Source organism: Sphingobium sp. (assembly GCF_036170395.1).
In the GTDB taxonomy this organism is placed as follows: domain Bacteria; phylum Pseudomonadota; class Alphaproteobacteria; order Sphingomonadales; family Sphingomonadaceae; genus Sphingobium.
The window spans coordinates 40932-65890 of record NZ_JAVHPD010000070.1 but is presented as its reverse complement, the minus strand read 5'-3'; the positions used below and the strand labels follow the sequence as shown (position 1 = coordinate 65890).

General features: G+C 67.9%; 17 protein-coding genes. 9 read left to right on the top strand and 8 right to left on the bottom strand.

Features of this window, described 5'->3' with window-relative positions; genetic code table 11:
- The first annotated feature begins 344 nt into the window (after nt 1-344).
- The 3 genes from V2B31_RS17450 to guaA all read left to right on the top strand — a co-directional run bounded on the left by V2B31_RS17450 (nt 345) and on the right by guaA (nt 5185).
- Nucleotides 345-2222, top strand: coding sequence for a gamma-glutamyltransferase family protein (locus tag V2B31_RS17450; RefSeq protein ID WP_328280892.1), 1878 nt, complete (start codon nt 345-347; stop codon nt 2220-2222).
- Between the two features lie 98 nt (nt 2223-2320).
- Nucleotides 2321-3571, top strand: coding sequence for a TCR/Tet family MFS transporter (locus V2B31_RS17445; RefSeq protein ID WP_328280890.1), 1251 nt, complete (start codon nt 2321-2323; stop codon nt 3569-3571).
- Between the two features lie 42 nt (nt 3572-3613).
- Nucleotides 3614-5185, top strand: a complete 1572-nt coding sequence (gene guaA, locus V2B31_RS17440) for a glutamine-hydrolyzing GMP synthase (RefSeq protein ID WP_328280888.1) — start codon at nt 3614-3616, stop codon at nt 5183-5185.
- Between the two features lie 91 nt (nt 5186-5276).
- Here the strand turns inward: guaA and V2B31_RS17435 are convergent, their stop codons facing one another.
- The gene (locus V2B31_RS17435; RefSeq protein WP_328280886.1) at nt 5277-6176 is read right to left on the bottom strand and encodes a LysR family transcriptional regulator; all 900 of its coding nucleotides are present in this window, start codon (nt 6174-6176) and stop codon (nt 5277-5279) included.
- A 116-nt stretch (nt 6177-6292) separates the two neighbouring features.
- Between V2B31_RS17435 and V2B31_RS17430 the strand changes: the two genes are divergently transcribed.
- Entirely contained in the window at nt 6293-7246 is a 954-nt protein-coding gene (locus tag V2B31_RS17430) for an SDR family oxidoreductase (RefSeq protein WP_328280884.1), read from the top strand.
- A gap of 64 nt (nt 7247-7310) precedes the next feature.
- Here V2B31_RS17430 and V2B31_RS17425 read toward each other — a convergent pair whose 3' ends face one another.
- The 5 genes from V2B31_RS17425 to V2B31_RS17405 all read right to left on the bottom strand — a co-directional run bounded on the left by V2B31_RS17425 (nt 7311) and on the right by V2B31_RS17405 (nt 14244).
- On the bottom strand, nt 7311-8663 hold the full coding sequence (locus V2B31_RS17425) for a DUF3526 domain-containing protein (protein WP_328280882.1): 1353 nt from the start codon (nt 8661-8663) through the stop codon (nt 7311-7313).
- Nucleotides 8663-10066: a DUF3526 domain-containing protein gene (locus V2B31_RS17420; protein ID WP_328280880.1), complete on the bottom strand. Its 1404-nt coding sequence runs from the start codon at nt 10064-10066 to the stop codon at nt 8663-8665. Before V2B31_RS17420 ends, V2B31_RS17425 begins: the two co-directional genes overlap by 1 nt.
- Nucleotides 10063-10788: an ABC transporter ATP-binding protein gene (locus V2B31_RS17415; RefSeq protein ID WP_328280878.1), complete on the bottom strand. Its 726-nt coding sequence runs from the start codon at nt 10786-10788 to the stop codon at nt 10063-10065. The genes V2B31_RS17420 and V2B31_RS17415 overlap by 4 nt, the downstream gene beginning before the upstream one ends.
- Entirely contained in the window at nt 10788-12851 is a 2064-nt protein-coding gene (locus tag V2B31_RS17410) for a TonB-dependent siderophore receptor (protein WP_328280876.1), read from the bottom strand. Before V2B31_RS17410 ends, V2B31_RS17415 begins: the two co-directional genes overlap by 1 nt.
- 238 nt (nt 12852-13089) lie before the next feature.
- Entirely contained in the window at nt 13090-14244 is a 1155-nt protein-coding gene (locus V2B31_RS17405) for a PepSY-associated TM helix domain-containing protein (RefSeq protein WP_328280874.1), read from the bottom strand.
- A gap of 363 nt (nt 14245-14607) precedes the next feature.
- Between V2B31_RS17405 and V2B31_RS17400 the strand changes: the two genes are divergently transcribed.
- From V2B31_RS17400 to V2B31_RS17390, 3 genes are read left to right on the top strand one after another with little or no spacing between them, the layout of a single operon-like run.
- Nucleotides 14608-17973, top strand: a complete 3366-nt coding sequence (locus tag V2B31_RS17400; protein ID WP_328281070.1) for a transglutaminase family protein — start codon at nt 14608-14610, stop codon at nt 17971-17973.
- Complete coding sequence (locus V2B31_RS17395) at nt 17973-20426, top strand: circularly permuted type 2 ATP-grasp protein (RefSeq protein WP_328280872.1); 2454 nt, start codon at nt 17973-17975, stop codon at nt 20424-20426. Before V2B31_RS17400 ends, V2B31_RS17395 begins: the two co-directional genes overlap by 1 nt.
- Nucleotides 20423-21370 (top strand): transglutaminase family protein, encoded by a 948-nt coding sequence (locus V2B31_RS17390; RefSeq protein ID WP_328280870.1) that lies wholly within the window; start codon nt 20423-20425, stop codon nt 21368-21370. The genes V2B31_RS17395 and V2B31_RS17390 overlap by 4 nt, the downstream gene beginning before the upstream one ends.
- Here the strand turns inward: V2B31_RS17390 and V2B31_RS17385 are convergent.
- Both V2B31_RS17385 and V2B31_RS17380 read right to left on the bottom strand, forming a co-directional pair.
- Entirely contained in the window at nt 21309-22682 is a 1374-nt protein-coding gene (locus V2B31_RS17385; protein WP_328280868.1) for a cytochrome P450, read from the bottom strand. The two genes, V2B31_RS17390 and V2B31_RS17385, sit on opposite strands and share 62 nt — an antisense overlap.
- Entirely contained in the window at nt 22679-23803 is a 1125-nt protein-coding gene (locus V2B31_RS17380) for a hypothetical protein (RefSeq protein ID WP_328281067.1), read from the bottom strand. Before V2B31_RS17380 ends, V2B31_RS17385 begins: the two co-directional genes overlap by 4 nt.
- Before the next feature lie 22 nt (nt 23804-23825).
- Here V2B31_RS17380 and V2B31_RS17375 point away from each other — a divergent pair, with 22 nt between their 5' ends.
- Entirely contained in the window at nt 23826-24119 is a 294-nt protein-coding gene (locus V2B31_RS17375) for a hypothetical protein (RefSeq protein ID WP_328280866.1), read from the top strand.
- Nucleotides 24116-24940: a 3-deoxy-8-phosphooctulonate synthase gene (kdsA, locus tag V2B31_RS17370; protein WP_328280864.1), complete on the top strand. Its 825-nt coding sequence runs from the start codon at nt 24116-24118 to the stop codon at nt 24938-24940. Before V2B31_RS17375 ends, kdsA begins: the two co-directional genes overlap by 4 nt.
- The last annotated feature ends 19 nt before the right edge of the window (nt 24941-24959 follow it).

The following is a 24959-nucleotide window of genomic DNA, read 5'->3' as shown; positions in this document are numbered from 1 at the left end:
CGTCCGCAGCCCGCAGAAGATGCGGGTGGCGCGATCGTCATTCTTGAAATCCGGGCAGTGCATCAGCGGACCCCCAAAAATGGAGTGCCGGCATCGTCCCCTTGAACACGGGTTATCGCGGCCAAAAAGGCCATTCGCTTCTCCACCCCGCAGCGGCGAAGGCTTTCGGTCGTAAGAACTGATAGCGGCGCAATTTCCGCCATCCGAAATTGCATTTTTGTGAACTTTATCGAAAACACCCATATGGATGGCGGACATCCCGCCGCCTTTCGTTGGGTCTGCGGCAAATGCACCCGCGCCGTCTTCGCCGGCGCGCCGATGATGGCAAACAGGGGATAGACGTCATGACCGACAAGCCCGAAATCGGCGTTTCACGCCGTGATCTCGCCGCTCTTGCCATGGCTGGCGTCGCCGCTGCGGGTTGGGAGGCAGGGGGGGTCGGCCAGACCGCATCGCAGCCGAAACCCGCGATCGAACCAACCAGATTGGTGAGCGCGGGCGAAACCCTGCGGCCCGAGATCGTCGGCAGTTTCGGCATTGTGGCGGCCGGGCGGCATTATGCCGTCGCCGCCGGCACGCGGATGCTGCTGGCGGGCGGCAACGCGACCGACGCCGGGGTCGCGGCCGTATTCGCCGCCGCCGTCACCGAAATCTCGCACTTCGGCTTTGGCGGCGAAGCGCCGACGATCATATATGACGCAAAGGCGAAGACGGTCTCCGTCGTGAGCGGACCGGGGACTGCGCCCGCGCTCGCCACGCCGGATCGGTTCGCGGCGGCGGGCGTGATCCCCGGCAACGGTCCCAATGGCGGCACCATCCCGGCGGTGGTCGATGCGATGGCGCTGGCGCTGCAACTCAACGGCACGATGAGCCTGCATCAGGTGATGCAGCCCGCGATCGAACTGGCCGACGGGTTCGTCATGTATAATTTCCTGGCCGAGGTGTTCGTCAGCCAGCAGAAGGCGACGGCGAAATGGGCCGACGCCTATGCCGCTTATTATCCGGGCGGGCAGCCGCCGCGCACCGGCGACATCTTCCGCCAGCCCAACCTCGCCCGCACGATGCGGATCATCGCCGACGCCGACGCCGCCGCCTTCAGGAAGAGCAAGGACCGCAAGGCTGCGATCCAGGCCGGGCGAGACGCCTTCTACAAGGGCGACATCGCCCGTCGCATCGGCGCGGCGATGGAGCGGGACGGCGGCGCGATCCGCTATGACGATCTTGCCGGCTACCGGGGCAGGATCGAAGCGCCGGCCACCACGCGCGTCTTTGGCTATGATGTCTGCAAGGGCGGCTTCTGGAGCCAGGGGCCGGCGATGCTGATCGCGCTCAACATCGCCGAAGCCGCCGGCATCGCATCGATGACGCCGGGATCGGCCGACTATCTCCATGTCGTTGCGGAATCGATCAAGCTCGCCTTCGACGATCGCAACATGTATTTCGGCGATCCCGATTTCGCGACCGTGCCGATGAAGGGGCTGCTGTCGAAAAGCTACGCCGCCGCGCGCGCGAAGGAGATCGGCCCACGCGCGTCGCTCGACCATCGCTATGGCGACCCCTGGGCCTATGAGGGGAAGGCGCGCACAACGCCGCTATTCACGCCCCATATGCTCAAGGCTCCGCCGCGCCCGACGGCGGATACGACTGCGATCGAGGTGGTGGACCGCGACGGCAACCTGTTCAGTTGCACGCCCAGTTCCGGCTGGATGCTGGGCGGCGCCTATATCGCCGGCGATACCGGCGTGCCGATGAGCAACCGGCTGACGATATTCGATCTCGACCCGCAAAGCCCCAACGTCCTCGCGCCCGGCAAGCGTCCCCGCACGACGCTGTCGCCCTCGATCGTCATGAAGGACGGCGCGCCGTTCCTGGCGATCGGGACGCCGGGCGGCGACAATCAGGACCAGCAGATCATGAACGTGCTGCTGCGGGTGCTCGCCTTTGGGCAGCCGCTCCAGGCCGCGATCGAAGCGCCGCGCATCAACTCCAACCATTTCCACGGCTCCTTCGCGATCAAGAAGGATGAGCCGGGCGTGCTGGAGATCGAGGATCGGGTGCCGCAGTCGGTGCGCGACGATCTGACCGCGCGCGGGCACAAGCTCGATGTGCTGGGGCCGTTCGGCGTGTCGACCGGCATCGTCGCCGCGGGCGTCGTTCCGGGCAGCTTCACGCTGCGCGGCGGCGCGGACGTGCGACGGGAGCGCTATGTGTTCGGATGGTAGTTACGCCTCGCCGGCCTTTAGAAGCCGGCGCATAAAGGACAGGCAGGCCGCATCATCCACCCTTGGCAATCCGCCGCCAGCCCGATAGCCCCACCGGCATGACCGTCCCCGCCCATCCGCGCCGCACCGCCGCCATCGCCTTCATCCTCGTGACGGCTTTGCTCGACGTCATGTCGATGGGCATCGTCATCCCGGTGCTGCCGCAACTGATCGAGCAATTGTCCGGTTCGATCGCGGCGGCGGGCCTCTGGAACGGCCTGTTCGTCGCTTTGTGGGCGGGGATGCAGTTCCTCTGCTCGCCGGTGATCGGGTCGCTGTCCGACCGATATGGCCGCCGTCCGGTGATCCTCGTCTCGATCGCGGGCCTCGCGCTCGACTATGTGCTGATGGCGCTCGCGCCCAATCTCTGGTGGCTGGCCCTGGGCCGCATCCTGGCCGGCGTCACCTCGTCCAGCTTCACCTCCGCTTTCGCCTATATGGCGGACATCACCCCGCCGGAGGGACGCGCCAAGGGCTATGGCCTGATCGGCGCGGCGTTCAGTGCGGGGTTCGTCGCCGGGCCGCTGATCGGCGGGGTGCTGGGCGAAGTGTCGCTGCGCGCCCCCTTCTGGGCCGCCGCCGCCCTCTCCGGCCTCGCCTTCCTCTATGGCCTTGTCGTGCTGCCCGAATCGCTGACGCCCGACAAGCGCATGGCCTTCAGCTGGACCCGCGCCAATCCCTTCGGCGCGTTGCGTCTGCTGCGATCCCACCCGGAGCTATCGAGCCTCGCCGTCGTCAATTTCCTCCTCTATTTCGCCCATCATCTCTTCTCCGCCGTGTTCGTCCTCTATGCCGGCGCGCGCTATGGCTGGGGGGCGTGGGAAGTGGGCGCGCTGCTCGCCCTCGTCGGTATCCTCGACATGGGGGTGCAGGGGATGCTGGTCGGGCCGGTCGTGAAGCGGCTGGGCGACGGACCGACCATGGTCATCGGCCTCGCCTTCGGCGCGATCGGCATCGGCGCGATGGGCCTCGCGCCCACCGGCTGGCTGTTCGTCGCGGCGATGCTGCCCAACGCGCTCTGGGGTCTCGCCATGCCGACGATCCAGTCGCTGATGACCCGGCGCGTGTCCGAAAGCGAGCAGGGCCAGCTTCAGGGCGCGAACAACAGCGTCGGCGCGATCGCGGGTATCCTCTCCCCGCTCTTCTTCGGCGCGGTCTATTCCGCCTCGGTCGGGGGCAATCCCTTCTTCCCCCATATCGGCACGGCGTTCCTGATGGCGGCGCTGGTGCTGGCGAGCGCGGCGCTACTCGGCTGGCGCGCCGGTCGCCATGCGACGCCGCAACTGGACAGCGGCGCAGCGGGGCACTAACCGGGCGCGAATCCCTTAACCGCGCAACCAAAGGCGATTCCCATGACGCTGCCCCATCAGGACACCATCCTCATCGTGGATTTCGGCAGCCAGGTGACCCAGCTCATCGCCCGCCGCGTCCGCGAAGCCGGCGTCTATTCGGAAATCGCCCCTTTCACCGCCGCCGCCGAAGCGTTCGAGCGATTGAAGCCCAAGGGTATCATCCTCTCCGGCTCGCCCGCCGGCGTGCCGGAGGAAGGCAGCCCCCGCGCCCCCCAGGCCCTGTTCGACGCAGGCGTGCCGATCCTCGGCATCTGCTACGGCCAGCAGGTGATGAGCCATCAGCTCGGCGGCGAAGTGCGCCCCGGCCATGAAACGGGCGAAGGCGGCGAATTCGGCCGCGCCTTCCTGACCGTGACCGAGCCCTGCGCGCTGTTCGACGGCCTCTGGCAAGTCGGCGAGCGGCATCAGGTCTGGATGAGCCATGGCGACAAAGTCACGAAATTCGCGCCGGGCTTCAAGATCGTCGCTGTGTCGGACGGCGCGCCCTTCGCCGTCATCGCCGACGAACAGCGCAAATATTACGGCACGCAATTCCACCCCGAAGTCGTCCACACGCCCGACGGCGGCAAGCTGATCGCCAATTTCGTCCGCCATGTCTGCGGCCTCGCCGGCGACTGGACCATGGCCGAATTCCGGCAGGTCAAGATCGCCGAGATCCGCGAGCGGGTCGGCGATGGCCGCGTCATCTGCGGCCTGTCGGGCGGCGTCGACTCAGCGGTCGCCGCCGTGCTGATCCACGAGGCGATCGGCGACCAGCTGACCTGCGTGTTCGTCGATCATGGGCTGATGCGGCTCGGCGAAGCCGAACAGGTCGTCAGCCTCTTCCGCGAACATTATGGTATCAAGCTGGTGCATGTGAACGCCGAGGAGCGCTTCCTGAGCGGCCTCGCTGGCCTCACCGACCCCGAAAAGAAGCGCAAGTTCATCGGCGGCGAATTCATCGCCGTGTTCGAGGAGGAGGCGGCGAAAATCGGCGGCGCGGACTTCCTGGCGCAAGGCACGCTCTACCCCGACGTGATCGAATCGGTGTCCTTCACCGGCGGCCCTTCGGTGACGATCAAGTCGCACCATAATGTAGGCGGCCTGCCCGAGCGGATGAACATGAAGCTGGTCGAACCGCTGCGCGAACTGTTCAAGGACGAGGTGCGCGTGCTTGGTAAGGAACTGGGGCTGCCGGATATCTTCGTCGGCCGCCACCCCTTCCCCGGCCCCGGCCTTGCCATCCGCATCCCCGGCGAAGTCACCAAGGAGCGCTGCGACATATTGCGCAAGGCCGACGCCATCTATCTGGAAGAAATCCGGAGCGCTGGCCTGTATGACGCCATCTGGCAGGCGTTCGCGGTGCTGCTCCCGGTCCGCACCGTGGGCGTCATGGGCGACTATCGCACCTACGACAATGTCTGCGCGGTGCGCGCCGTCACCTCGACCGACGGCATGACCGCCGACATCTACCCCTTCGACGCCGCCTTCCTCAGCCGCGTCGCGACCCGCATCATCAACGAGGTCAAGGGCATCAACCGCGTGGTGTATGACTATACGTCGAAGCCGCCGGGCACGATCGAGTGGGAGTGACAAGGACTCGCGATCACGCGGGGCGTGACCGCGGCCTTGTCACTCGGCAGCGCGAGCTGCCGCATCTCATTGACCATAATCGCGACCTTAATCACCCGCCAAGGACGCTCTTCGCGTGATCGATGAACGCACGCAGTTTCGGCAGCACCTGCGAGCGCGAGGGGAAGTAGAGGAAGAAGCCCGGCGTATCCGGACAGAAGGGCTGCAGCACCTGCTGAAGCCTTCCCTGCGCGACGAGCGGCGCCGCTGCTGACGTCAGCGTATAGGCGAGACCCAGGCCCGCCGCAGCGCTCCCGACCAACAGACCTGAGTCGTTGACGACCATTCCACCTGCGACCGCCACCTCGACCTCCCGACCGTCGATTGCGAACTCCCAGCGATAGAGGTCGCCGCGCGCGGTGTTCCTGAAGTTGATGCAGCTGTGGTCGCGCAGATCCGCTGGCGTCGTCGGGCGGCCGTTACGGGCGAAGTAATCGGGCGCGCCGACCACCGTCATCGGTTCGGGCGGGGTCAGCCGCACGGCGACCATATCGGCGTCGACGATTTCGCCCAGCCGAATTCCGGCGTCGAACCCGTCGCCCACAATGTCAGCGAGCCGGTCCTCGACCAAGACCTCAACCGTCACCTCCGGATGTGCCGCGCGAAAGCCGGGCAGAAGCGGCTCGATGACGCCAGCCAGTGCAATGCGCGGCACGTTGAGACGTAGCGTGCCGCTCGGCCGGCCACCTAACGCAGACGCCGCGCGAAACGCAGAGGCGATCGCTTCTGCGCCCGGCTTGGCCTCGGCCAGGAAGCGGTGTCCCGCTTCGGTAAGCGATACGCTGCGCGTCGTGCGCGCGAGCAGTGCAACGCCCACGCGCGCCTCAAGCTGACGGATCGTCTGGCTTACGGCCTGGGGGGAGACGCCCAGTTCAGCGGCAGCCGCGGTGAAGCTCTGGCGTTCCGCCACGCGCAGAAAAGCGACGACGCCGTCGAGCAGATCACGCTGCACTATCAACTCCAACTTGAGAGTTCACCAATGATATAGCGGATTATCGCGGAAATGAAGCGCGCCTAAATTCATCGCATCGGGGGCCTCGGCGGCCCCGTCCCAAAGAGGAGGAAGCGATGATGCAGACCGACAATAGCCGCCGCACCTTCATCCGCGCCGCGCTCGCCGCCGGCGCCACCACGGCCGCCGTCGGGTTCGCCCGCGCGGCGCAAGCGCAGGAGACTCAGTCCATGACCAAGCTGCTCGACGGCAAGGCCGTCCTCGTTACCGGCGCAGCCCGGGGCATCGGCCGGGCAATGGCAGAAGCCTTTGCCGACGCCGGCGCAAATGTCGCGCTGCTCGATATCGCCGACCCCTCAGCCTATCGCACCGCGCGTGGCTATCGCGTCGCCAACATGTCCGAATTCGACGCCGCGGTCGCATCGGTCGGGCGGCGGGGCGGCCGCACGCTGAAGCTGGTAGCCGATGTGCGCGACCACGCTCAAATGGAACGCGCTACCGCGCGCGCCGCCGAGGCGTTCGGCGGCCTCGACGTCGTGCTCGCCAACGCCGGTTTCGTGGCTTGGCATCCGTTCGAGGACGGCACGCCCGCACAGTGGCAGGAGGTGTTCGACACCAATGTTCATGGCGTGTGGAACACGATGCATACCGCCATCCCGCACCTGCGCCGTCGCGGCGGCGGTCGGATCATCGCAACCTCATCGATCGGCGGTCGGTTCGGCGTGGCGGGCAACGGTGCCTACACCGCGTCAAAATGGGCGGTGATCGGCATGGTCAAGCAGGCCGCCGCCGAACTCGGCAAGCACAATATTGCGGTCAACGCCGTGGCGCCCGGCCCGGTCGACACGCCGATGTATCGGTCGGAGGGGCAGCGCCGGTCGATGGGCGCCGCGAGTGCAGCGGACCAGGACCGGATGCTCGCGCCGATGCTGCCCTATGGCGGCCGTGCTGTGCAAGATCCGCGCGAGATCGCCGACGCAGCGGTGTTCCTCGCGAGCGACGCCGCGCGCGGCATCAGCGGCGTCTCGCTCGATGTCGCTCTGGGGTTCAATGCCAGCTACACGGCGTGATGCTCGGACGCGAACGCACCCGGCGGTGGCGGCGCGGCTGGTCCGGGAACGCCACCGCACCATCTCACACGGACACGCGGCGAAAGCGATGCAGCGCCACCGCGCCGACCAGCAGCGCCAGCGCGAATAGCGCCAGCAGCTGCGCGACGGGCCGCACGGGCTCCGGCCGCCAGTCGAATGCGGGAAGCGCCGCATATTCGGGGCGCGTCATGATCGCGCCGCGGTCGATGAACCCGCCGAGCGCCGCCTTGGTCTGGCCCATATAGTCAACCGCCGCGCGCCGGAACGCGAGCGAGCGGCCAACATCGGTGCCGGCGGTCGCGGTCATCGCATCGGCGGCGATCATGGGCGGCGACAACCAGGCCAGTGCGCGCACGATGCCTTGTTGCCCGGCAAGTTGCGCGTCGAAGCGGCGGGCGATCGGTTCTACCGCCCTGTCGACGGTGCGCGCGATGCTGAGCGACTTGCGGACCGAGGCGAGCCGGCCTGCGAAGCTTTCCGACGCAAGGTCGGGATGGTCGTTCTCATACGCCGTGGTCGAGGACATTTCGGCGGCGCGGGCGGTCGCAATCTGCGCAAAGCGCGAGGGCGGCGGATAGGCGAGCTGCGCCGTAGCGGTGACGGCGGCGGGCAGCACCAGTGTCAGCATGGCCCAAACGGAGACGAGCGTCAGCGCTGCCGTCTCGGCCCCGATGCGGAGCGCGTTCACGAACAGGATCACCGCCCACCAGAAGGCGGCAAGCGCGACGGCCACGAGCAGCCACCATCCCGCCGCCGTGCCGCGCTCGTCGATCTGTGGACCGGTCGCGAGCAGCACGACGGCCGCCATGGCCAGCGGTCCCAGCACAAGCAGCAATCGCGGCACGCTTCGGGCGAGGAGCACGCGCGTCGGCGTGCCGCCCTGCGCCAGCAGCAGGCGCGCCGCGCCACTCTCACGGTCGGCGGCGAACAGACCATAGCCAAGCCCGATCAGCGCCAAGGGCATGAGCACGACCGCGACGAAGCCGAGGTCGAGCGAGCCTCGCGCGGCGGCTTCCGGGTTGTCGACGGCGGTGCGCTCGAACAGCGTGTCCACGCGCGAGCGCAGCGTCACCGTCGTCGCGTGCGGCTCGATCGCTGCCCGACCAGCGCTGAAGTCGGCGAGCGGCGGCGCGGGCGAGACCGCCTGGGTGCGCACCCAGTAGGGAACCACGATGGCGAGCGCCCGGTCGAAGTCCGGCGCGAACGCGCCTTCCACTCGCTCGCGCGCTTTCGCGTCGCCCTGCGCCGCGATCGCGCGCCCATCCAGTTGCTGGTCCATCAGCACCCGGCCGTTCGCGACGGCGAGCGCGCAGGACAGCGCGAGGAAGAGCAGCAGCACCCAGGCGAAGCGCTCGCGCGCCAGCAGCCGAGCTTCGAGCGCGATCAGGCGCAGCATCAGACGATACTCCGCGCGAGCCGATGGGATGCGAGGCGCAGCAGCAGGGCCGTGGCAAGAGCCCATGCGCCGAGGATCGCAAGATCGAGCCAGATGGTCCGCAGCGTCGCCCCCACGTTCGGCATGTGGAAGCGGAATTCGTCCGTCGCGCGCCACAGGGCGGAGCCCGCCTTATAGTCGAAGTCCTCGCCCGCGCCATGCTCGACCATGTCGCGATTGAGCGCCCCGATCATCGCGCGCCGGTGCGCCTCGGCCTGGTTCTGGAAGGCGAGCTGGTGCGGTCCGTCGGTGCCGGCGAGCGCGGTCGATACATTCTCCAGCGCCGGCACCGGCGACAGGAGCGACGCCCAGCGCATCGCCGCGCGCTGTTCGGCATGGATGGCGGCAAGACGGCCGAAATGGCGGTCGAAGACAACCGCGCCATGCTTCTCGCTCTCGTCGAGTTGCAAGCCGGCGAAGCTGACGGGCAGATCCTCGACCTTGCCGACGCCGTAGCGCTGCAGCACCGCTGCCTCAAACGCCTTGTCTTCGAACGGATCGGGCGCCTTGGCGAGGTCCGTGCGCAGAGCGCTCCAGAAAGCGTCGGGTGCGGGCGTCGGCGCGGTTGCCTGGGCGATCGCCACGCCGGCCCTGGGCGCGAGCAGCACGGCCACGCACCACAGGCCGATCAGGATCAGCATCGCGCCTGAAACCGTGCGGGCGAGTGCGGAGACGGCGACTGCCGCCGTCGCGACGATGCCGAAGAACAGGATGTACGCCAACGTCCATAATGCAAGCCGGAGCGGATCGACAGCGCCGGCCAGCAGCGCCGCCGCGATCCCGGCGGCGAGCACCGGGGCGGCGAGCAGCAGCGCAATGCGGGCCAGGCCGCCGAGCTTGCGTGGCAGAAGGCCACGGGCGTCCGCGCCACCAATGAGCAGCAGCGCAAGCGTGCCGCGCTCGCGCTCGCGCGCGACAAGGCCGGCGGCAATCACGAAAATCAGGAGCGGCACGATGGTCTGGAGCACCCAGGCGACGCTGAACGTGCCGAGGTCGAAGGCGATCGCCGCGTCGTCGATCGCACGGGCGCGCGCGCCATTCTGGTTGTGCGCCTCCATCCATATCGCCGCCCCTGCATAAGGCGTCACGCCGGGCTCCAGCACCGCGAGCGGCGTCAGCGGGCGGAGCGCCCAGGTGGCGAAGTGCGCGACCGAGTGCGGGTTGCGCTCGCCCTGGCTCTCCCAGGTGACGCGGTCGCGCCGCTCGGTCGCGACCCGGTCGGCCTCATAGGCCGCCACCCGCGCATAAGCCGTCATCACGGCGGCGAGGGAGAGCAGCACCATCAGCGCCGCCATGACCAGCAGCCGCCGGTCGCGGACGAACTCGCGCCAATCCTTGCGCGCGATCGCCGACGCCGCCGTCATGCCGCGCGCTCCGCCATATGGGTGAGGTAGAGCTGTTCCAGTTCGCCCGCCGAAAGGGTCGCAGGCTCGACCATGTCCACAAGGCGGCCGTGGCGCATGATGCCGATGCGGTGCGCCACTTCCTTCGCGCGGAAGATATCGTGGGTGGAAACGAGGAGCGCCGTGCCGCTCGCCGCCGTCTCGCGCAGGACGGTGACGAGGTCGTTGGCGGCGGCCGGATCGAGGCCGGACAGCGGCTCGTCGAGCAGGATCGCTTGCGCGCCCTTCATCAGCGCGATGGCGAGCCCGAGCTTCTGGCGCATACCCTTGGAGTAGCCGCCCGAGGCGCGGTCGATCTGTTCGAGCGGGAAGCGCAGACGCGACAGGATCGCGTCACGCTCGCTCATGTCGACGCGCTTGCCCGCAAGCTCGGCGAAGAACGCCAGATTCTCAGCCCCGGTGAGCGCCGGGTAAAGACTCACCACCTCGGCTACATAACCGAGCTTCGACCGCGCACCGGCCGGGTCGCTCGCGACCGAACGCCCGTCGACCAGCGCCTCGCCCGCGCTCGGCTCGGTGAAGCCGAGGAACAGGTTCAAGGTCGTCGTCTTGCCGGCGCCGTTCGCCCCCAGGAGGCAGATGATCTCGCCTGCCGCGACACTCAGGTCGAGGCGATCCAGCGCCAGGTGGTCGCCATAATATTTGGTGAGGCTCCGCGCCTCGAGCAACATGGTCCCGGTCATCAGAAGCTGGCCCTCAAGCTGGCCTGCACAACCCGGGGCTCGCCATAGTTGATCGAGCCGAAGTTGGCGGCGGTGAAATAGCGGGTGTCGAAGAGGTTCTTGACGTTCAGCTGGAGCGTGACCCGGTCGAAGCGATAGCGCGCGCCAAGATCGACGACCGTGAAGTCGGGAAGCGTGTCGCCCTCGTCGGTCGCCCGGCGCTTGCCGACATGGCGAACCCCGGCCGACAGGTCGGCGGCAGGCAGGCCGAAGGCGGCGCCGTCCAACGTCGCGAACGCGGCTGCGGCGTGGCGAGGCACGTTCAGTGGCCGCAGGCCCTGGTCGCCATTGTTGCTGCGAGTGATCTCGGCGTCGAGGAACGCATAGCCAGCCTGCACGCGGAGCATGTCGAACGGGCGGCCGGTCAGTTCCAGTTCGAAGCCGTCATGACGCTGCGCGCCGACGAGCACGCTGAAGCCGGGATTGGCGGGATCGCCGTTGACGATGTTGGTCTGGTCGATGCGGAACGCGGACGCAGTCGCTTCGACACGTCCGTCCTGCGAGCGCCAGCGCAGCCCCGCCTCATATTGCCGGCCCAGCGAGGGCGGCGGGGTCTCGCCGCTGGTGAGCGGGTCGAATCCGACCTGCGGCTCGAAGGATTCCGCGTAGCTGACATAGGGGTTGAACCCGCCGGGCGCGAGATACATCAGCGCGGCGTTGAAGGTGACCTTTTCGTCGTCCTGCCGACGGCTGGTGCCAGCGCTCGGATCGCGCGTCAGATTCTCGGAGTCGCTGTAGCGCACGCCCGCGACCGCCACGAACCGCTCGGCGATCTTGGCGCGGTACTGCGCATAGGCGCCGAACTGGGTCAGCCTGTTGTCGGACGCGAAGAAGGGGCCGAGCGGGACGGGCGCGGCGCCGTATACCGGGTTGAACAGGTCGAGCGGGGCGAGGCCGAACAGGTCGCCGGCATTGTCGTCATCATAGCGTTGATAGTCGAACCCGGCGACGATCCGGTGCTCGACCGCGCCCGTGCGAAATACGCCCTCAAGCTGATTGTCGAGCGCAAGCAACGTCCGGTCGGCGGTGTAGACGAAGCCGCGACGGTTGATCGCCGTATCGGTCGATCCCGGCCGCGGCGCCTGGACGATAGGGCCTTCAAGCGCAAAGTCGCTATATTTGAGCTTGGAGCGGAACTCCAGGGCAGGCGAGAAGCGGTGGCGGAACAGATAGCCAAGCTGCCATTGCTCGGACTCGATCCGCGGCAGGCCCGGCTCGCCCAGAAAGCGCGAACGCGGCACCCGGCCGCTCGCATTGGGCCGGATCGTGCCGGCGAGCGGCAGGCCGATGGTGCGGTCATACTCGTCGCGCTGATATAGGGCGATCAGGCTAAGCTGCGTGTCGCGCGACGGCGACCAGCTGAGCGAGGGGGCGGCGAACCGGCGCTCCGATCCGACGGAATCTTGCACGTCGTCGCGAGTCGAGACGACCACAGGCAGGCGAGCCGACCATGTTCCTGCGCTATCGAGCGCGCCGCCAAGATCGGCGAAACCGCGCACGAGACCGAAGCTGCCGACCTGCACGCCGACCTCCCGCACCGTCTCGGCGCTCGCGACCTTGCTCGTCAGGTTGACCAGACCACCCGGCGCGATCTGGCCGTAAAGCACGGATGCAGGGCCTTTCAGCACGTCGATCGACGCCAGGCCCCAGGGCTCCTGCTGTTGCAGATAGCCGGGATCGAGGCGCAGCCCGTCGCGAAACTGGTAGCGCGATTGGGAGAAGCCGCGGATGAGAAACTCGTCAAAACCCTGCCGCCCGGCAAGCTCGGCCTGGATCGATGGCGTGAAGCGCAACGCTTCCTCCACCGATATCGCGCCCTGCCGCTCCAGTTGTTCGGCGGGGATGACGGTGATGGCCTGCGGGGTTTCGCTGAGCGGGACGCTGAACTTCGACACGGAACCGGTGACGACGATCGGTTCGACGGACGCAGGCGCATCCGGCGCCTGCGGGCCTGGCTGCGCCAAGGCGGGCGTGACCCCTGCAAGCGCGATCGCCAGAAAGGCCGTTTCGTTATGCCAGCGCATCAGCTATCCCCCAGGAACCCGCTTGCTTGATATGTTATAGTATAACACATGACAACCCTTCTTCGCCTTCATGTCGCCCAGTGGCGGCAAATCCACTTGTGGCTCGCGCTTGTGCTCGGCGCGCCGATCGCCGTCGCGAGCGCCGCCGGGCTGCCGATCACATATTGGGAGCTGACCGACAGCTGGGCCGATCCAGCCTTCTACCGCGAGACGCGCGTCCAGCGGAACAGCCCCTGGCTCATTCGGCCGGGATCGACGCCAAAGAGGCCGAACCATGCCGCCTTGTCCTGCGCGCCGATTGCTTGCGTGCCCACATGAGCAGCCCGGTGACCACGAACATGCAGGTGGCGATGCCCGTCACGAAAATGGCGATGCGTCCGGGCCAGCCCAATGCCTTCCCGCTGTGCAACGGGAACTGCCATGCCAGGAGGACATCGCCCCCCGACCCGTCCGCCGCATGGGTGTCCGACATGATGCGACCGTCATGCGCATCGACGAATATCCAGCGGCGTCCATAGGGATCGATGTCGCGTTGGTCATAGACGCGAAGCCAGTAGAGTCCCTTGGCCGCGTTGAACGCCAGGCCATCGACCTGCGCCGATCCGGCGCGACCCACCGCCTCGTCGAAGCCGATCGGCGGCGCCAAGAGCGGCTCAGCCAGAGCCTGCCGCTGTTCGTCGATCCGCGGCGTCAATGGCGATATCGCGTTCACCGCCATCTTAAATTCCTCGTGCCAGTTGAAGTAGACGCCCGAAACCGCAAGCGTCAGCGTCACCGGAAACAGCCACAGGCCGATCGCGCGGTGCAGGTCGAAGATCCGCTTATGGCCTCTGGCGGCACGCCGGATGCGAAAGCTCTCGCGCCAGCGGGCGGCGTTTGGAAAGGATAGCGCCGCCGCGACAGCATGGTCGACCACCCACAGCAGCGACAGCAATCCGAGCAGCCAGGCCATCCACTCGCCAAGGTGCATCGAATAATGGAGCTTGTAGACAAAGCTGGTGATGCCACGCCTGGAAAGGTCGATCGCGTCATAGTCGCGCGCGCCGAGCACGCGTGCCGTCGCGGGATCGACGAACATCTGCCACGCGCTGGCCTTCGCTTCCTCCGGCGCGTCGGGGCGCTGGGCCAGATAGACGAGGTGGGTCGCGCGCCTGTTGTCGGCGATGTCGATATAGCGCACGAACTTGTCGGGATGGCCTGCCAGAGCGGCCGCCGCCACCCGGTCGAGCGGCTGCGGCGCGCCCGAGCTGGCGGTGAACAGATCCGGGTTCAGCGCCCGGTCGATCTCCTCATAGAAGACAAGGATCGAGCCGGTCGCCGCGATCAGGAACAGCCAGACCGCGCCCAACAGCCCGAACCACCGATGCCAGAGAAGGAGCGGCTGGCGGCGCACGGCTCAGAATTTCGCGCCGACCGAAGCGCGCACGGTCCGCGACGCCGACAGCAGCCGACCGCCGGCCGCCAAGCCGGAAAAGACCGCGGCGAACCCGCCTGCACGCGCCACCCCACGCGACATGATTGCTCCTGCGAATGATTTGCAAGAGTCGGTATCAAGCCGCCTGTTAAGAGTCAATCGCAAAAGCGGCGCGACCTTATGCAGCAGCGGCGTAGCCAGTGGTGGAGGGCGGCCGTCTCATCCGCCTTCTCGAAGACCGGACGCCGCCACTCTGCCTCCGCCATTCCAGCCGCTGGCAAATTCGCGTGCCAGCAACGATTCCGCATTGCATTGCAGCAAGCGGTGGCGTTTGATCGCGCCATGCTCAAGGCCGCGCTTCACCACCTCACCGCCTATCGCTACAGCCGCCCGATCCGCCTGGGGCCGCAGGTCATCCGCCTTCGCCCCGCGCCGCACAGCCGCACCAAAATCCCCAATTATGCGCTGAAGATCGAGCCGGCGAACCATTTCCTGAACTGGCAGCAAGACCCGCACGGCAACTGGCTGGCGCGGATCGTCTTTCCCGATCCGGTCGATCATTTCTCGATCGAAGTCGACCTGCTCGCCGATCTCGACATCATCAACCCGTTCGACTTCTTCGTGGAGCCTTATGCGGAGGACTATCCCTTCGCCTATGACGATCAGCTAAGGACCGACCTCGCCGCCTATTTCGACGTGGAGGCGCAGGGGCCGCTGTTCGAGGCGCTGGTGGCCGAGCATCAGGGGCATGAGGGCCGCACCGTCGACTTCCTGGTCGAGGTCAACCGCCGCCTGCAAAGCCAGGTCGGCTATGTCATCCGCATGGAGGCCGGCGTCCAGAGCCCTGAGGAAACGCTGGAGATCGGCACCGGCTCCTGCCGCGATTCCGCCTGGCTGCTCGTGCAACTGCTGCGCCGGCTGGGCTTCGCCGCCCGCTTCGTGTCGGGCTATTCGATCCAGCTCGTCGCCGATGTCGAGCCGATCGAGGGGCCGAAGGGGGTGACCCAGGATGTGGTCGATCTCCACGCCTGGGCCGAAGCCTATGTACCGGGCGCCGGCTGGGTCGCGCTCGACGCGACCAGCGGCATGTTCGCGGGCGAGGGCCATATCCCGCTCTGCGCTACGCCCCATTATAAGTCCGCCGCCCCGATCAGCGGCATGGCCGAACCGGCGGAAGTCGATTTTCATTTCGAAATGAGCGTCAGCCGCATTGCCGAAGCCGTGCGCATCACCAAGCCCTTCACCGACGCGCGCTGGGACGCGGTGATGGCGCTGGGCGCGCAGGTGGACGCCGACCTCCAAGCGCAGGACGTGCGCCTCACTATCGGCGGCGAGCCGACCTTCGTCGCCGAGGGCGGCGGCGAGGCGGGCGAATGGAATGGCGACGCGGTCGGCCCGACCAAGGCGTCCTACGCCGACCGCCTGATCCGCAAGCTGCGGGCGGAATTCGCGCCGGGCGGGCTGCTGCACCATGGGCAGGGCAAATGGTATCCAGGCGAAAGCCTGCCGCGCTGGGCATACGCCGTCTATTGGCGACAGGACGGGGTGGCGATCTGGCGCGACGAGAGCCTGATCGCCACCGATGATCCGCCGGACGGCGCGCGCGCGACCACGGCGGAGGACGCCCGCGCCTTCCTCGCCGCGCTCGCCGCGCTCGCCGGCAATATGGGTTTCACCGAGGAATACACCCACCCGGTCTATGAAGACCCGGCGGTCTGGATGGTGAAGGAAGCAGACCTCCCGATCAACACCGATCCGCAAGACCCCGCCATCGCCGACCCCGAAGCCCGCGCCCGCATGGTAAAGACCTTCGAGCGCGGGCTCGACCAGCCGGTCGGCTATGTCCTCCCCGTCCAGCGCTGGCAGGCGGCGGCGCAGACCCCGCGCTGGCAGAGCGAAATCTGGCAATTGCGCCGCGGCAAGCTGTTCGCGGTGCCCGGCGACTCCGCGCTCGGCTATCGCCTGCCGCTGGGATCGCTGCCGCATGTGCCCGAATCCGCCTACCCCTATATCCACCCCCGCGACACCAGCGAACCGCGCGGGCCGCTCGCCGATTTCCGCGCGCAAGTGAGCGAACCCGCCAGCCGCGAGGAAGCGCAGCGCGTCCAGCGCGTCGCCGATGCGGAGGGCGGCGCGGCGGCGCAGGAGCGGGTCGAGCAGGTCTTCATCGAAGGCGCGGTCCGCACCGCCATCACCGTCGAGCCGCATGGGCGCCATCTCTCGGTCTTCCTGCCGCCGGTCCGCGAACTGGAGGATTATCTCGAACTGATCGCCGAGGTCGAGCGCGTGGCGGAAGCGACCCGCATCCCCGTGAGGATCGAGGGCTATGCCCCGCCGCCCGACCCGCGCCTCAATGTGCTCAAAGCCACGCCCGACCCCGGCGTGATCGAGGTCAATGTCCACCCCGCCGCCAGCTGGGCCGAGACGGTGGACATCACCGAACGCCTCTACGCCGCCGCGCGCGAATGCCAGCTTACCGCCGACAAGTTCATGGTCGACGGCCGCTCGATCGGCACCGGCGGCGGCAATCATATCGTGCTGGGCGGCCCGACCCTCACCGACTCCCCCTTCATCCGCCGCCCGGACTTGCTGAAAAGCTTCGTCCTCTACTGGCAGCGCCACCCCTCGCTCTCCTATCTCTTCTCCGGCCTCTTCATCGGCCCGACCAGCCAGGCGCCGCGCATCGACGAGGCCCGGCATGACGGCCTCTATGAACTGGAGATCGCGCTGGCGCAGGTGCCCGATCCGATCCGCGAGGGCGTGGACAAGCTGCCGCCGCCCTGGCTGGTCGACCGGCTGTTCCGCAACCTGCTGGTGGACGTGACCGGCAACACCCACCGCACCGAAATCTGCATCGACAAGATGTTCTCGCCCGACGGCCCGACCGGACGCCTCGGCCTGCTCGAATTTCGCGGGTTCGAAATGCCGCCCGAAGCGAAGATGAGCCTCGTCCAGCAACTGCTGCTGCGCGCGCTCACCGCCTGGTTCTGGCGGCATCCGCAGCAGGGCGGCTTCGTGCGCTGGGGGACGGCGCTGCACGACCGCTTCATGCTGCCCCATTTCGTGTGGAGCGATTTCCTCGAAGTGCTCGCCGACCTGCGCGGCGGCGGCTATGATTTCGACCCCAACTGGTTCGAGGCGCAGCGCCAGTTCCGCTTCCCCGTCCATGGCGAAGTGGACGCCGGCGGCGTCGGCCTCGAAATCACCCATGCGCTTGAACCCTGGAACGTGCTCGGCGAAACCGGCGCGATCGGCGGCACGGTGCGCTACGTGGACTCCTCGACCGAACGCTTGCAGGTGCGCGCCACCGGCCTGGTCGCTGGCCGCCACATCGTCGCCTGCAACGGCCGCCGCGTGCCGATGACGCCGACCGCAGTGCCGGGCGAGGCCGTAGGCGGCGTGCGCTACAAGGCATGGGCGCCCGCCAACTGCCTCCACCCCCAACTCCCGACCAACGCGCCGCTCACCTTCGATATATTCGATAGCTGGAGCGGCCGCTCGCTGGGCGGCTGCGTCTATCATGTCGCGCATCCGGGCGGGCGCAATTACGACACGCTGCCGATCAACGGCTATGAAGCCGAAAGCCGCCGCAAGGCGCGCTTCCAGGATCATGGCCACACCCCCGGCCCGGTCGACATGCCCCCGCCCGAACTGCCGGGCGAATTCCCCATGACGCTCGACCTGCGCTTGCCGCACGCGGCAGGGTGATGGCAACGACCCTGACCCGCGACTGGGCCGACGCCTACCTCGCCGCCGCGCCGCAGGGCGATATGTTCGCCGGCGCGTCGGCGGAGATGGCCCCGCGCTGGCGCATGATGCTCGATCGCCTCTCGACCCAGGCGCAGGGCGATCCCGCGATCCTCGCCGATCATGTCGGCCGGCAGGCGGCCGAACAGGGTCTCGCCTTCCGCCTCACCGGCGACGAGCAGGAGCGCGCCTGGCCGCTCGGCCCGGTGCCGCTGCTGATCGGCGCTGCCGAATGGGCGCATATCGAGCGCGGCCTCGTCCAGCGCGCCGAGCTGCTCGAACGGGTGATCTCCGACATCTACTTGACCCAGTCGCTCGTCCGCGACGGCAAGCTGCCGGCGAGCGTCGTCACCGGCAGCCCGCATTATTGGCGGGTGATGACTGGCACGCCGCCGCCGCGCGGCCATCACCTCCATTTCTACGCCGCCGACATCGGGCGCGGCCCGGCCGGCGAATGGCGCGTCCTCGCCGACCGGGTTCGCACCCCCGTGGGCGTTGGCTATGCGCTGGAAAACCGCCTTGCTTTGTCGCGCGCCACCGGCGACCTCTTGAGCGCGCTGCACGCCCGCCGCCTCGCCCCCTTCTTCACCGAACTGCGCCGTGGCCTCGCCGCCGACTGCGCCCGCGCCGATCCGCGCATCGGCCTTCTCACCCCCGGCCGCTTCAACCAGAGCTATGCCGAACAGGCGCATCTCGCCCGCTATCTGGGGCTTCTGCTGGTCGAGGGCGACGATCTCATCGTCTCGGACGGCCGCCTGTTCGTCCGCACCATCCAGGGCTTGAAGCGCATCGACGGCCTGTGGCGCTGGATGGACAGCCGCTTCATCGATCCGCTCGCCTTCGATCCCAAATCGCGGATCGGCGTCCCCGACCTCTATGACGCCTGCGCGCGCGGCGGCCTCATGATCGGCAACTGGCCCGGCGCGGGCGTCATCGAATCGCGCGCCTTCGCCGCCTTCCTGCCGCAGCTTTCACGCGCACTGATGGGCGCCGACCTCATCCTCCCCAATATCGCGACCTGGTGGTCCGGCCAGCCGCGCGAGCGCGATCATGTCCGCGCCCGGCTCGACGATCTCGTCGTCGGCTCCGCCTTCGATCAGGACGCCCCCGGCCTCCCCCGTAGCCATTTCCTCCCCGGTTCCGCGCTCGACCCCGGCCAGCGCGCCGCCCTGCTCGACGCGATGGCGCGCCGCCCGATGGACTATGTGGGGCAGGAGCTGGTGAAGCTGTCCACCACCCCCGCGATCATCGAGGGGCAGCTCGCGCCCCTCCCCTTCACCCTGCGCCTCTTCGTCGCGCGCGACGCGGCCGGGCACTGGCGGGTCATGCCCGGCGCCTTCGCCCGGCTCGCCGCCCATGGCGACATTCGCGCGGCGCTGATGGGCCGGGGCGACATGTCCGCCGATATGTGCGTGGTCGATGACAAGCCCGCCCCGCCCGACAGCCTCTTGGGCGGCGGAACCCCCGCCATCCGGCGCATCGGCGGGATGCTCCCGGCCAAGGCGGCGGACAATCTCTTCTGGCTCGGCCGCTATATTGAGCGCGCCGAGGCCACCACCCGCCTCATCCGCGCCATCGCCGGCGGGTCGATCGAGGCCGATCTTGGCCCCTCGCTCGCCAGCCCCACCATGGCCCGGCTGGTCGATCAGCTCAGCCTCTGGGGCGCGGTGCCGGGCGGCGGCGCGGCGGTCGGCCCGCTCTGCGCGACTGCGCTCGGCGACGCGCGCCAGCCCGGCAGCGTCCGCGCGCTGATGGCCAACGTCGCCAATATCGGCGAAGGGCTGCGCGACCGGCTGGCGAGCGACTTCTGGCGGCTCGTCCGCCTGCCCCTCCCCGCCTTCGACGGCGCGGTCACCGAAACATTGCTCGACGCCTCCTCGCGCCTCATCGAGCGCTTCTCCGCTTTGTCGGGCCTGGCGGCGGAGAATATGGGCCGCAGCGACGGCTGGCGCTTCCACGACATGGGCCGCCGCATGGAGCGCGCCATCGCCGGCTGCCGCCTCCTCACCCTGTTCGGCGGCGACAATGCGAGCGACGATGATCTCATCCTGCTGCTCGACCTGATGGATAGCCAGATCAGCTACCGCACCCGCTATCTTTCCGGCCCCGCGCTCGCTCCGGTGCGCGATCTGCTCGCGCTCGAACCGCATAATCCCCGCGCGATCCTCTACCAGGCGCAGCGCCTCGCCGATCATGTCGCCGCGCTCCCGACCCTGCGCGCCGATGGAATGCCCGAAGAACCCCGCCGCCTGGCCGACGCGCTCGTCGCCCGGCTCGCGCCCCTGACCGGCGACATGCTGGCGATCGCCGACATCGCCGACGCCGAAAGCCGCCTGCTCGGCCTCTCCGACGCGATCGGCCAGCGCTATTTCCTTCAGGTGCGCAAGACCGAAAGCGCGGACCTGCTCGCATGATCTACCATGTCCGCCACCGCACGACCCTCCGCTACGCCGCGCCGGTCCGGCTCGCCCGTTTCAACCTGCGCCTGAAGCCGGCACCCTGGCCCGGCCAATGGACCTCCGACCACCAACTGAGCGTCGATCCCGCCCCCGCCATCATCGAATCGCGCCCCGCCGCCTGGCCGGTGCAGGTCGCGCGGCTGGTGATCGAAAGCCCCATCCGCGAACTCATCATCGAAAGCCGCTTCCGCGCCGGGGTGCAGGGCGGCGTCATCGCGCCGCAGCCCGACGATCCCGTCATCGCCTCGGTCGCTGACGCCGCGCTCGCCAATCGCGACATGGGGCCGGCCGCCCCCGCCCATTATCTCTACGCCTCCGCGCGCGCACCGCTGCTGGCGCAGATCGGCGCATGGGCCGGCGCGACCCTCGCCCCCGACCAGCCGATCGTCACCGCCGCGCTCGACCTTGCGCAGCGCATCCGCGCCGAGTTCCGCTATCAGGCGGGCGTCACCGATGCCGGCACCCCGGTCGCCGACGCCTTCGCCGCCCGCCATGGCGTCTGCCAGGATTTCGCCCATGTCATGCTTGTCGCGCTGCGCCACGCCGGCCTGCCTGCCGCCTATGTCAGCGGATACCTGCGCACCCTGCCCCCGCCCGGTATGCCCCGCCTCGTCGGCGCGGACGCGATGCACGCCTGGGTGATGCTATGGTGCGGGCCGACGCGCGGCTGGATCGGCTTTGATCCCACCAATGGCTGCATCGCGGGCGAAGGGCACCTCTTCGTCGCCATGGGCCGCGACTATGCCGATGTCGCGCCGATGGACGGCCTGTTCGTCGGCGGCGCGGGGCAGAGCCTGTCGGTCAGCGTTGATGTCGCGCCCGAGGAGGAGACGACGCCTAGCCGATCGCCTCGAACATCAGCTTCATCCCCCGGCGCGGCCGCACCGTCAGGCGGCTGATCGGCTCGGGCTTGAACCCGCTGGCGACGGTCAGCCGGTAACGGCGCACGATGCTGGCGATCACCGTCATCCCCTCCTGCTGGGCAAAGCCCGCCCCCACGCATACGCGCGGCCCCCGGCTGAACGGGAACCAGGCCTGCTTCACCATCTCGGCATTGGCGGGATCGGCGAAGCGATCGGGATCGAAACTGTGCGGGCACGCCCAGTTGTCCTTGTTCCGCTGCGTCAACCAGGGCGCGACCACCAGCATCGCGCCCGGCACCAGCTGCTTGTCGCGCATCTGCATCGGGCACGGCACCTCGCGCGGGAAGAAGGCGAGCGGCGGATAGAGGCGCAGCGTCTCCTTGAAGACGTTGCGGACCATATGCATGTCCTTCAGCATCGCGGCGGTAAAGGGCTGGTCCCCGGCAATCTCGGCGACCTCGGCCCGCGCCCGATCCTGGATATGCGCGCATTCGGCGAGCAGGTAGAGCGCCCAGGTCATGGTGCTGGCCGACGTCTCATGCCCCGCCAGGAAGATGGTCGCGACCTGGTCCATCAGCTCCTTGAAGGTGAAATGCGCCCCCGTCTCGGGATGCTTCGCCTCCACCAGCGACTGGAGGATGTCCTTATGCTCGCTCGCCTCGCCGGCGTGAAACGCATCGAACCGTGCCTCCACAATCGGACGGAACACCTCGCGGATCGCTTCCGCCGGCTGCTCTGACCTTTTCTCGAACCAGCGGCTCGGCAAGCCGTACAGCCCCAGCATCGACGCCGAATGCGACAGCCGCTGGAACCGCCCGAACGCCTTGTGGATGATCGCGGATCGCTTCAAGTCCAGCGTCTGCGAGAACAAGGTGCGAAAGATGATGTCCGCCGCGACATGAGTCATCATCGGATCGACGTCGATCGGGCGTGACCGATCCATTCCATCGATCCGCTCCAGAAAGGCGTCGGCCGCCCCCACCATCAGCGGCATCGACTTGGCGAGCGCGGTGTGGGCGAAGGCGGGATTGACCATCGCCCGCTGATTTTCCCAATCCTCGCCATTGGCGGAAAAGACGCTATTGCCGATCAGCGGCCACAGCCCCTTCACCAGCTCGCGATGCTTGGGAAATTCGGTCCCGCCCTTGAGGATGCGATCGACCAAAGGCAGTTCGTTGGCGATGTACATGAGCTGCCCCTTGCCCCGCACTTCGCCCATCTTCATCGTATAGCTTTTCTCGAACAGCACATGGATCCAGCTGTGCCAGCCGATGAAGAAGCGGCGCAGCATGGTGCGCTTGTTGCGCGTGGGTTGCGGGAAGGGCGGGGTGAAGAGCGGCTCGGTCATGGGATGGCCCGAAAGGCGGCGATGGCGTCGTCCAGCCGGCGCGGCCCGGCAGTCAGGCTGATGAAATCGACCGGCGACACGCTGTCTCCCACCCGCAGATAATCGAAATGCGCCTCATATTTGTTCGACCAGCCCTTATTGTGATTTTCCGGCCGGTAGAAAAGGTGAAAGCGCGGCGAGAGCATGTCCACCCGTGCGGCATGGGCTTCGCCTTCCAGCAAGAACGGATTGACGTTGAAATAGGCCGCGCCGTCGGGCGGGTAGGACAGGTCGACATAGCGGAAATGCTTGTCGGCGAGCGCTTTCAAGTCCGCATGATACCAGCGCGCATCGGTCCGCAGCGCAATCACCGGCACCACCTGACCCAGCCCCACCATCGCGAAATGATCCGGCAGCCTGTCGCCGCGCAGGTCGAAGATGCGCCGCATCAGCGACATGCCGAGGATCGTCCCGGCGCTGTGGGTCACCAGCAATATCTCGTCCCACGGCCCGTCCAGCTCCGCGACGATCCGCCGCGCGAACAGGTCCAGCCTTTCGTCCAGCGCCTCGCCCGGCCCCCGCGCCGCCAGCCCATGATGATAATAGGTGAAGCGCAGCAGCCAGGGCACCACCAGCTTGGTCAGCCATTTCCCCGAAAAGGCCGCGCTCACCCCGATCCCGATCAGCGCCGCCGCCCAGAAGGGCAGGACGGTCCACAGCAGGAGCGCGGGGATCAGCGCGAACAGCAACGGGATCATCACCGCCAGAAAGGGTGGGTAGCAGATGGTCAGCACCGGCCCCGGCCGCAGCCTCTTCATCCGCTTGAACTGCATGAAGCGCGCATGGCCGACATAGGTGGCGATCGACCGCCAGGCGAGGGTCAACGGATTGCGGACCCACACCTTTCCGACCAGATCCTCCCAGCGCAGATATTCATAGTCGGTCTCGACCCCGGCCGCCGGATTCTCGACCGTCCAGATCGCCGAAGACGCCGGCCCCGCCCGCCGCGCGCTCACATCGATGGGGTCGCCGGTCAGCGCGGCGTGCCGCGCCGCCTGCTCGCGATAGAGATGGTGATAGAAACGCACGCCGCGCGGGTCGAATCCGCCGAGATAAAAGACTTTGCGCTTGAACTTTTGCACCGGCCCCGCCCTAATCGCGCGCATGACCACGCCCGAACGCGACTACTGCTATTTCATCGACCACCGGAAATACAACCGCAATGTCGGTTGCCGGCGGCATGACAATATGTACGGCATCAATGGCGGCGGCAGCGAGCGCGACCGCTGGCGCGCGGACCTCACCTTCTACCGCCATATGAAGGCGAACGGCGATCCGATGGCGCTGCCCGCTTTGCTCGCCTGCCTCGCTTTCGGCTGGTTCTGCTGGAACTATCACCCCGGCAAGGGGCTGTGGCGCGGCCAGTTGCTCCGCCGCTTCGTGAAAGCGCCAAAATGAGCGTGCGTACCGTGCAGGTCGGCGAGGTGACGATCGCCAATGACCGCCCCTTCGTCCTCATCTCCGGCCCCTGCCAGATCGAAAGCCGCGACCACGCCCTCTTCATGGCCGAAGCCTTGTCAAAGGCGGCGGCGGGCGCGGGCGTCCCCTTCATCTTCAAGAGCAGCTTCGACAAGGCGAACCGCACCTCCGTCTCCGGCCAGCGCGGCGTCGGCATAGACGCTGGCCTCGCCATCCTCGCGGAGGTGAAGGCGAGCCTCGGCTGCCCCGTCCTCACCGACGTTCACGACGCGACCCAGGTGGAGGCTGCCGCGCAAGCGGTCGACATCCTCCAGATCCCGGCCTTCCTCTGCCGCCAGACCGACCTGCTGCTCGCCGCCGGCCGCACCGGCGCGGTCGTCAACGTCAAGAAGGGCCAGTTCCTCGCCCCCTGGGACATGGCGGCGGTGGCGCAAAAGGTCGCCTCCACCGGCAACGAGCGCATATTGCTCACCGAACGCGGCGCGAGCTTCGGCTACAACACTTTGGTCAGCGACATGCGCGCGCTGCCCGTCATGGCGCAGACCGGCTATCCGGTGATATTCGACGCCACCCATTCGGTGCAGCAGCCCGGCGGCTTGGGTTCAGCCTCGGGCGGCCAGCGCGAATACGCCCCCCTCCTCGCCCGCAGCGCCATCGCCGCCGGCGTCGCCGCCATCTTCGCCGAAGCCCATCAAGACCCCGACAACGCGCCCTCGGACGGCCCGGTCATGCTTCCGCTGGAATGGGTCGCGCCGATGCTGGAGAAGCTCAAGGCGATCGACGAGGTGGTGAAAGCATAACCCTTCCCCGTCATGCCAG

Coding starts and splice junctions, on each gene's coding strand:
- V2B31_RS17430 (WP_328280884.1), top strand. CDS start 6,293: ATGATGCAGACCGACAATAGCCGCCGCACCTTCATCCGCGCCGCGCTC.
- V2B31_RS17450 (WP_328280892.1), top strand. CDS start 345: ATGACCGACAAGCCCGAAATCGGCGTTTCACGCCGTGATCTCGCCGCT.
- V2B31_RS17400 (WP_328281070.1), top strand. CDS start 14,608: ATGCTCAAGGCCGCGCTTCACCACCTCACCGCCTATCGCTACAGCCGC.
- V2B31_RS17375 (WP_328280866.1), top strand. CDS start 23,826: ATGACCACGCCCGAACGCGACTACTGCTATTTCATCGACCACCGGAAA.
- guaA (WP_328280888.1), top strand. CDS start 3,614: ATGACGCTGCCCCATCAGGACACCATCCTCATCGTGGATTTCGGCAGC.
- V2B31_RS17395 (WP_328280872.1), top strand. CDS start 17,973: ATGGCAACGACCCTGACCCGCGACTGGGCCGACGCCTACCTCGCCGCC.
- V2B31_RS17385 (WP_328280868.1), bottom strand. CDS start 22,682: ATGACCGAGCCGCTCTTCACCCCGCCCTTCCCGCAACCCACGCGCAAC.
- kdsA (WP_328280864.1), top strand. CDS start 24,116: ATGAGCGTGCGTACCGTGCAGGTCGGCGAGGTGACGATCGCCAATGAC.
- V2B31_RS17425 (WP_328280882.1), bottom strand. CDS start 8,663: ATGCTGCGCCTGATCGCGCTCGAAGCTCGGCTGCTGGCGCGCGAGCGC.
- V2B31_RS17415 (WP_328280878.1), bottom strand. CDS start 10,788: ATGACCGGGACCATGTTGCTCGAGGCGCGGAGCCTCACCAAATATTAT.
- V2B31_RS17420 (WP_328280880.1), bottom strand. CDS start 10,066: ATGACGGCGGCGTCGGCGATCGCGCGCAAGGATTGGCGCGAGTTCGTC.
- V2B31_RS17445 (WP_328280890.1), top strand. CDS start 2,321: ATGACCGTCCCCGCCCATCCGCGCCGCACCGCCGCCATCGCCTTCATC.
- V2B31_RS17410 (WP_328280876.1), bottom strand. CDS start 12,851: ATGCGCTGGCATAACGAAACGGCCTTTCTGGCGATCGCGCTTGCAGGG.
- V2B31_RS17390 (WP_328280870.1), top strand. CDS start 20,423: ATGATCTACCATGTCCGCCACCGCACGACCCTCCGCTACGCCGCGCCG.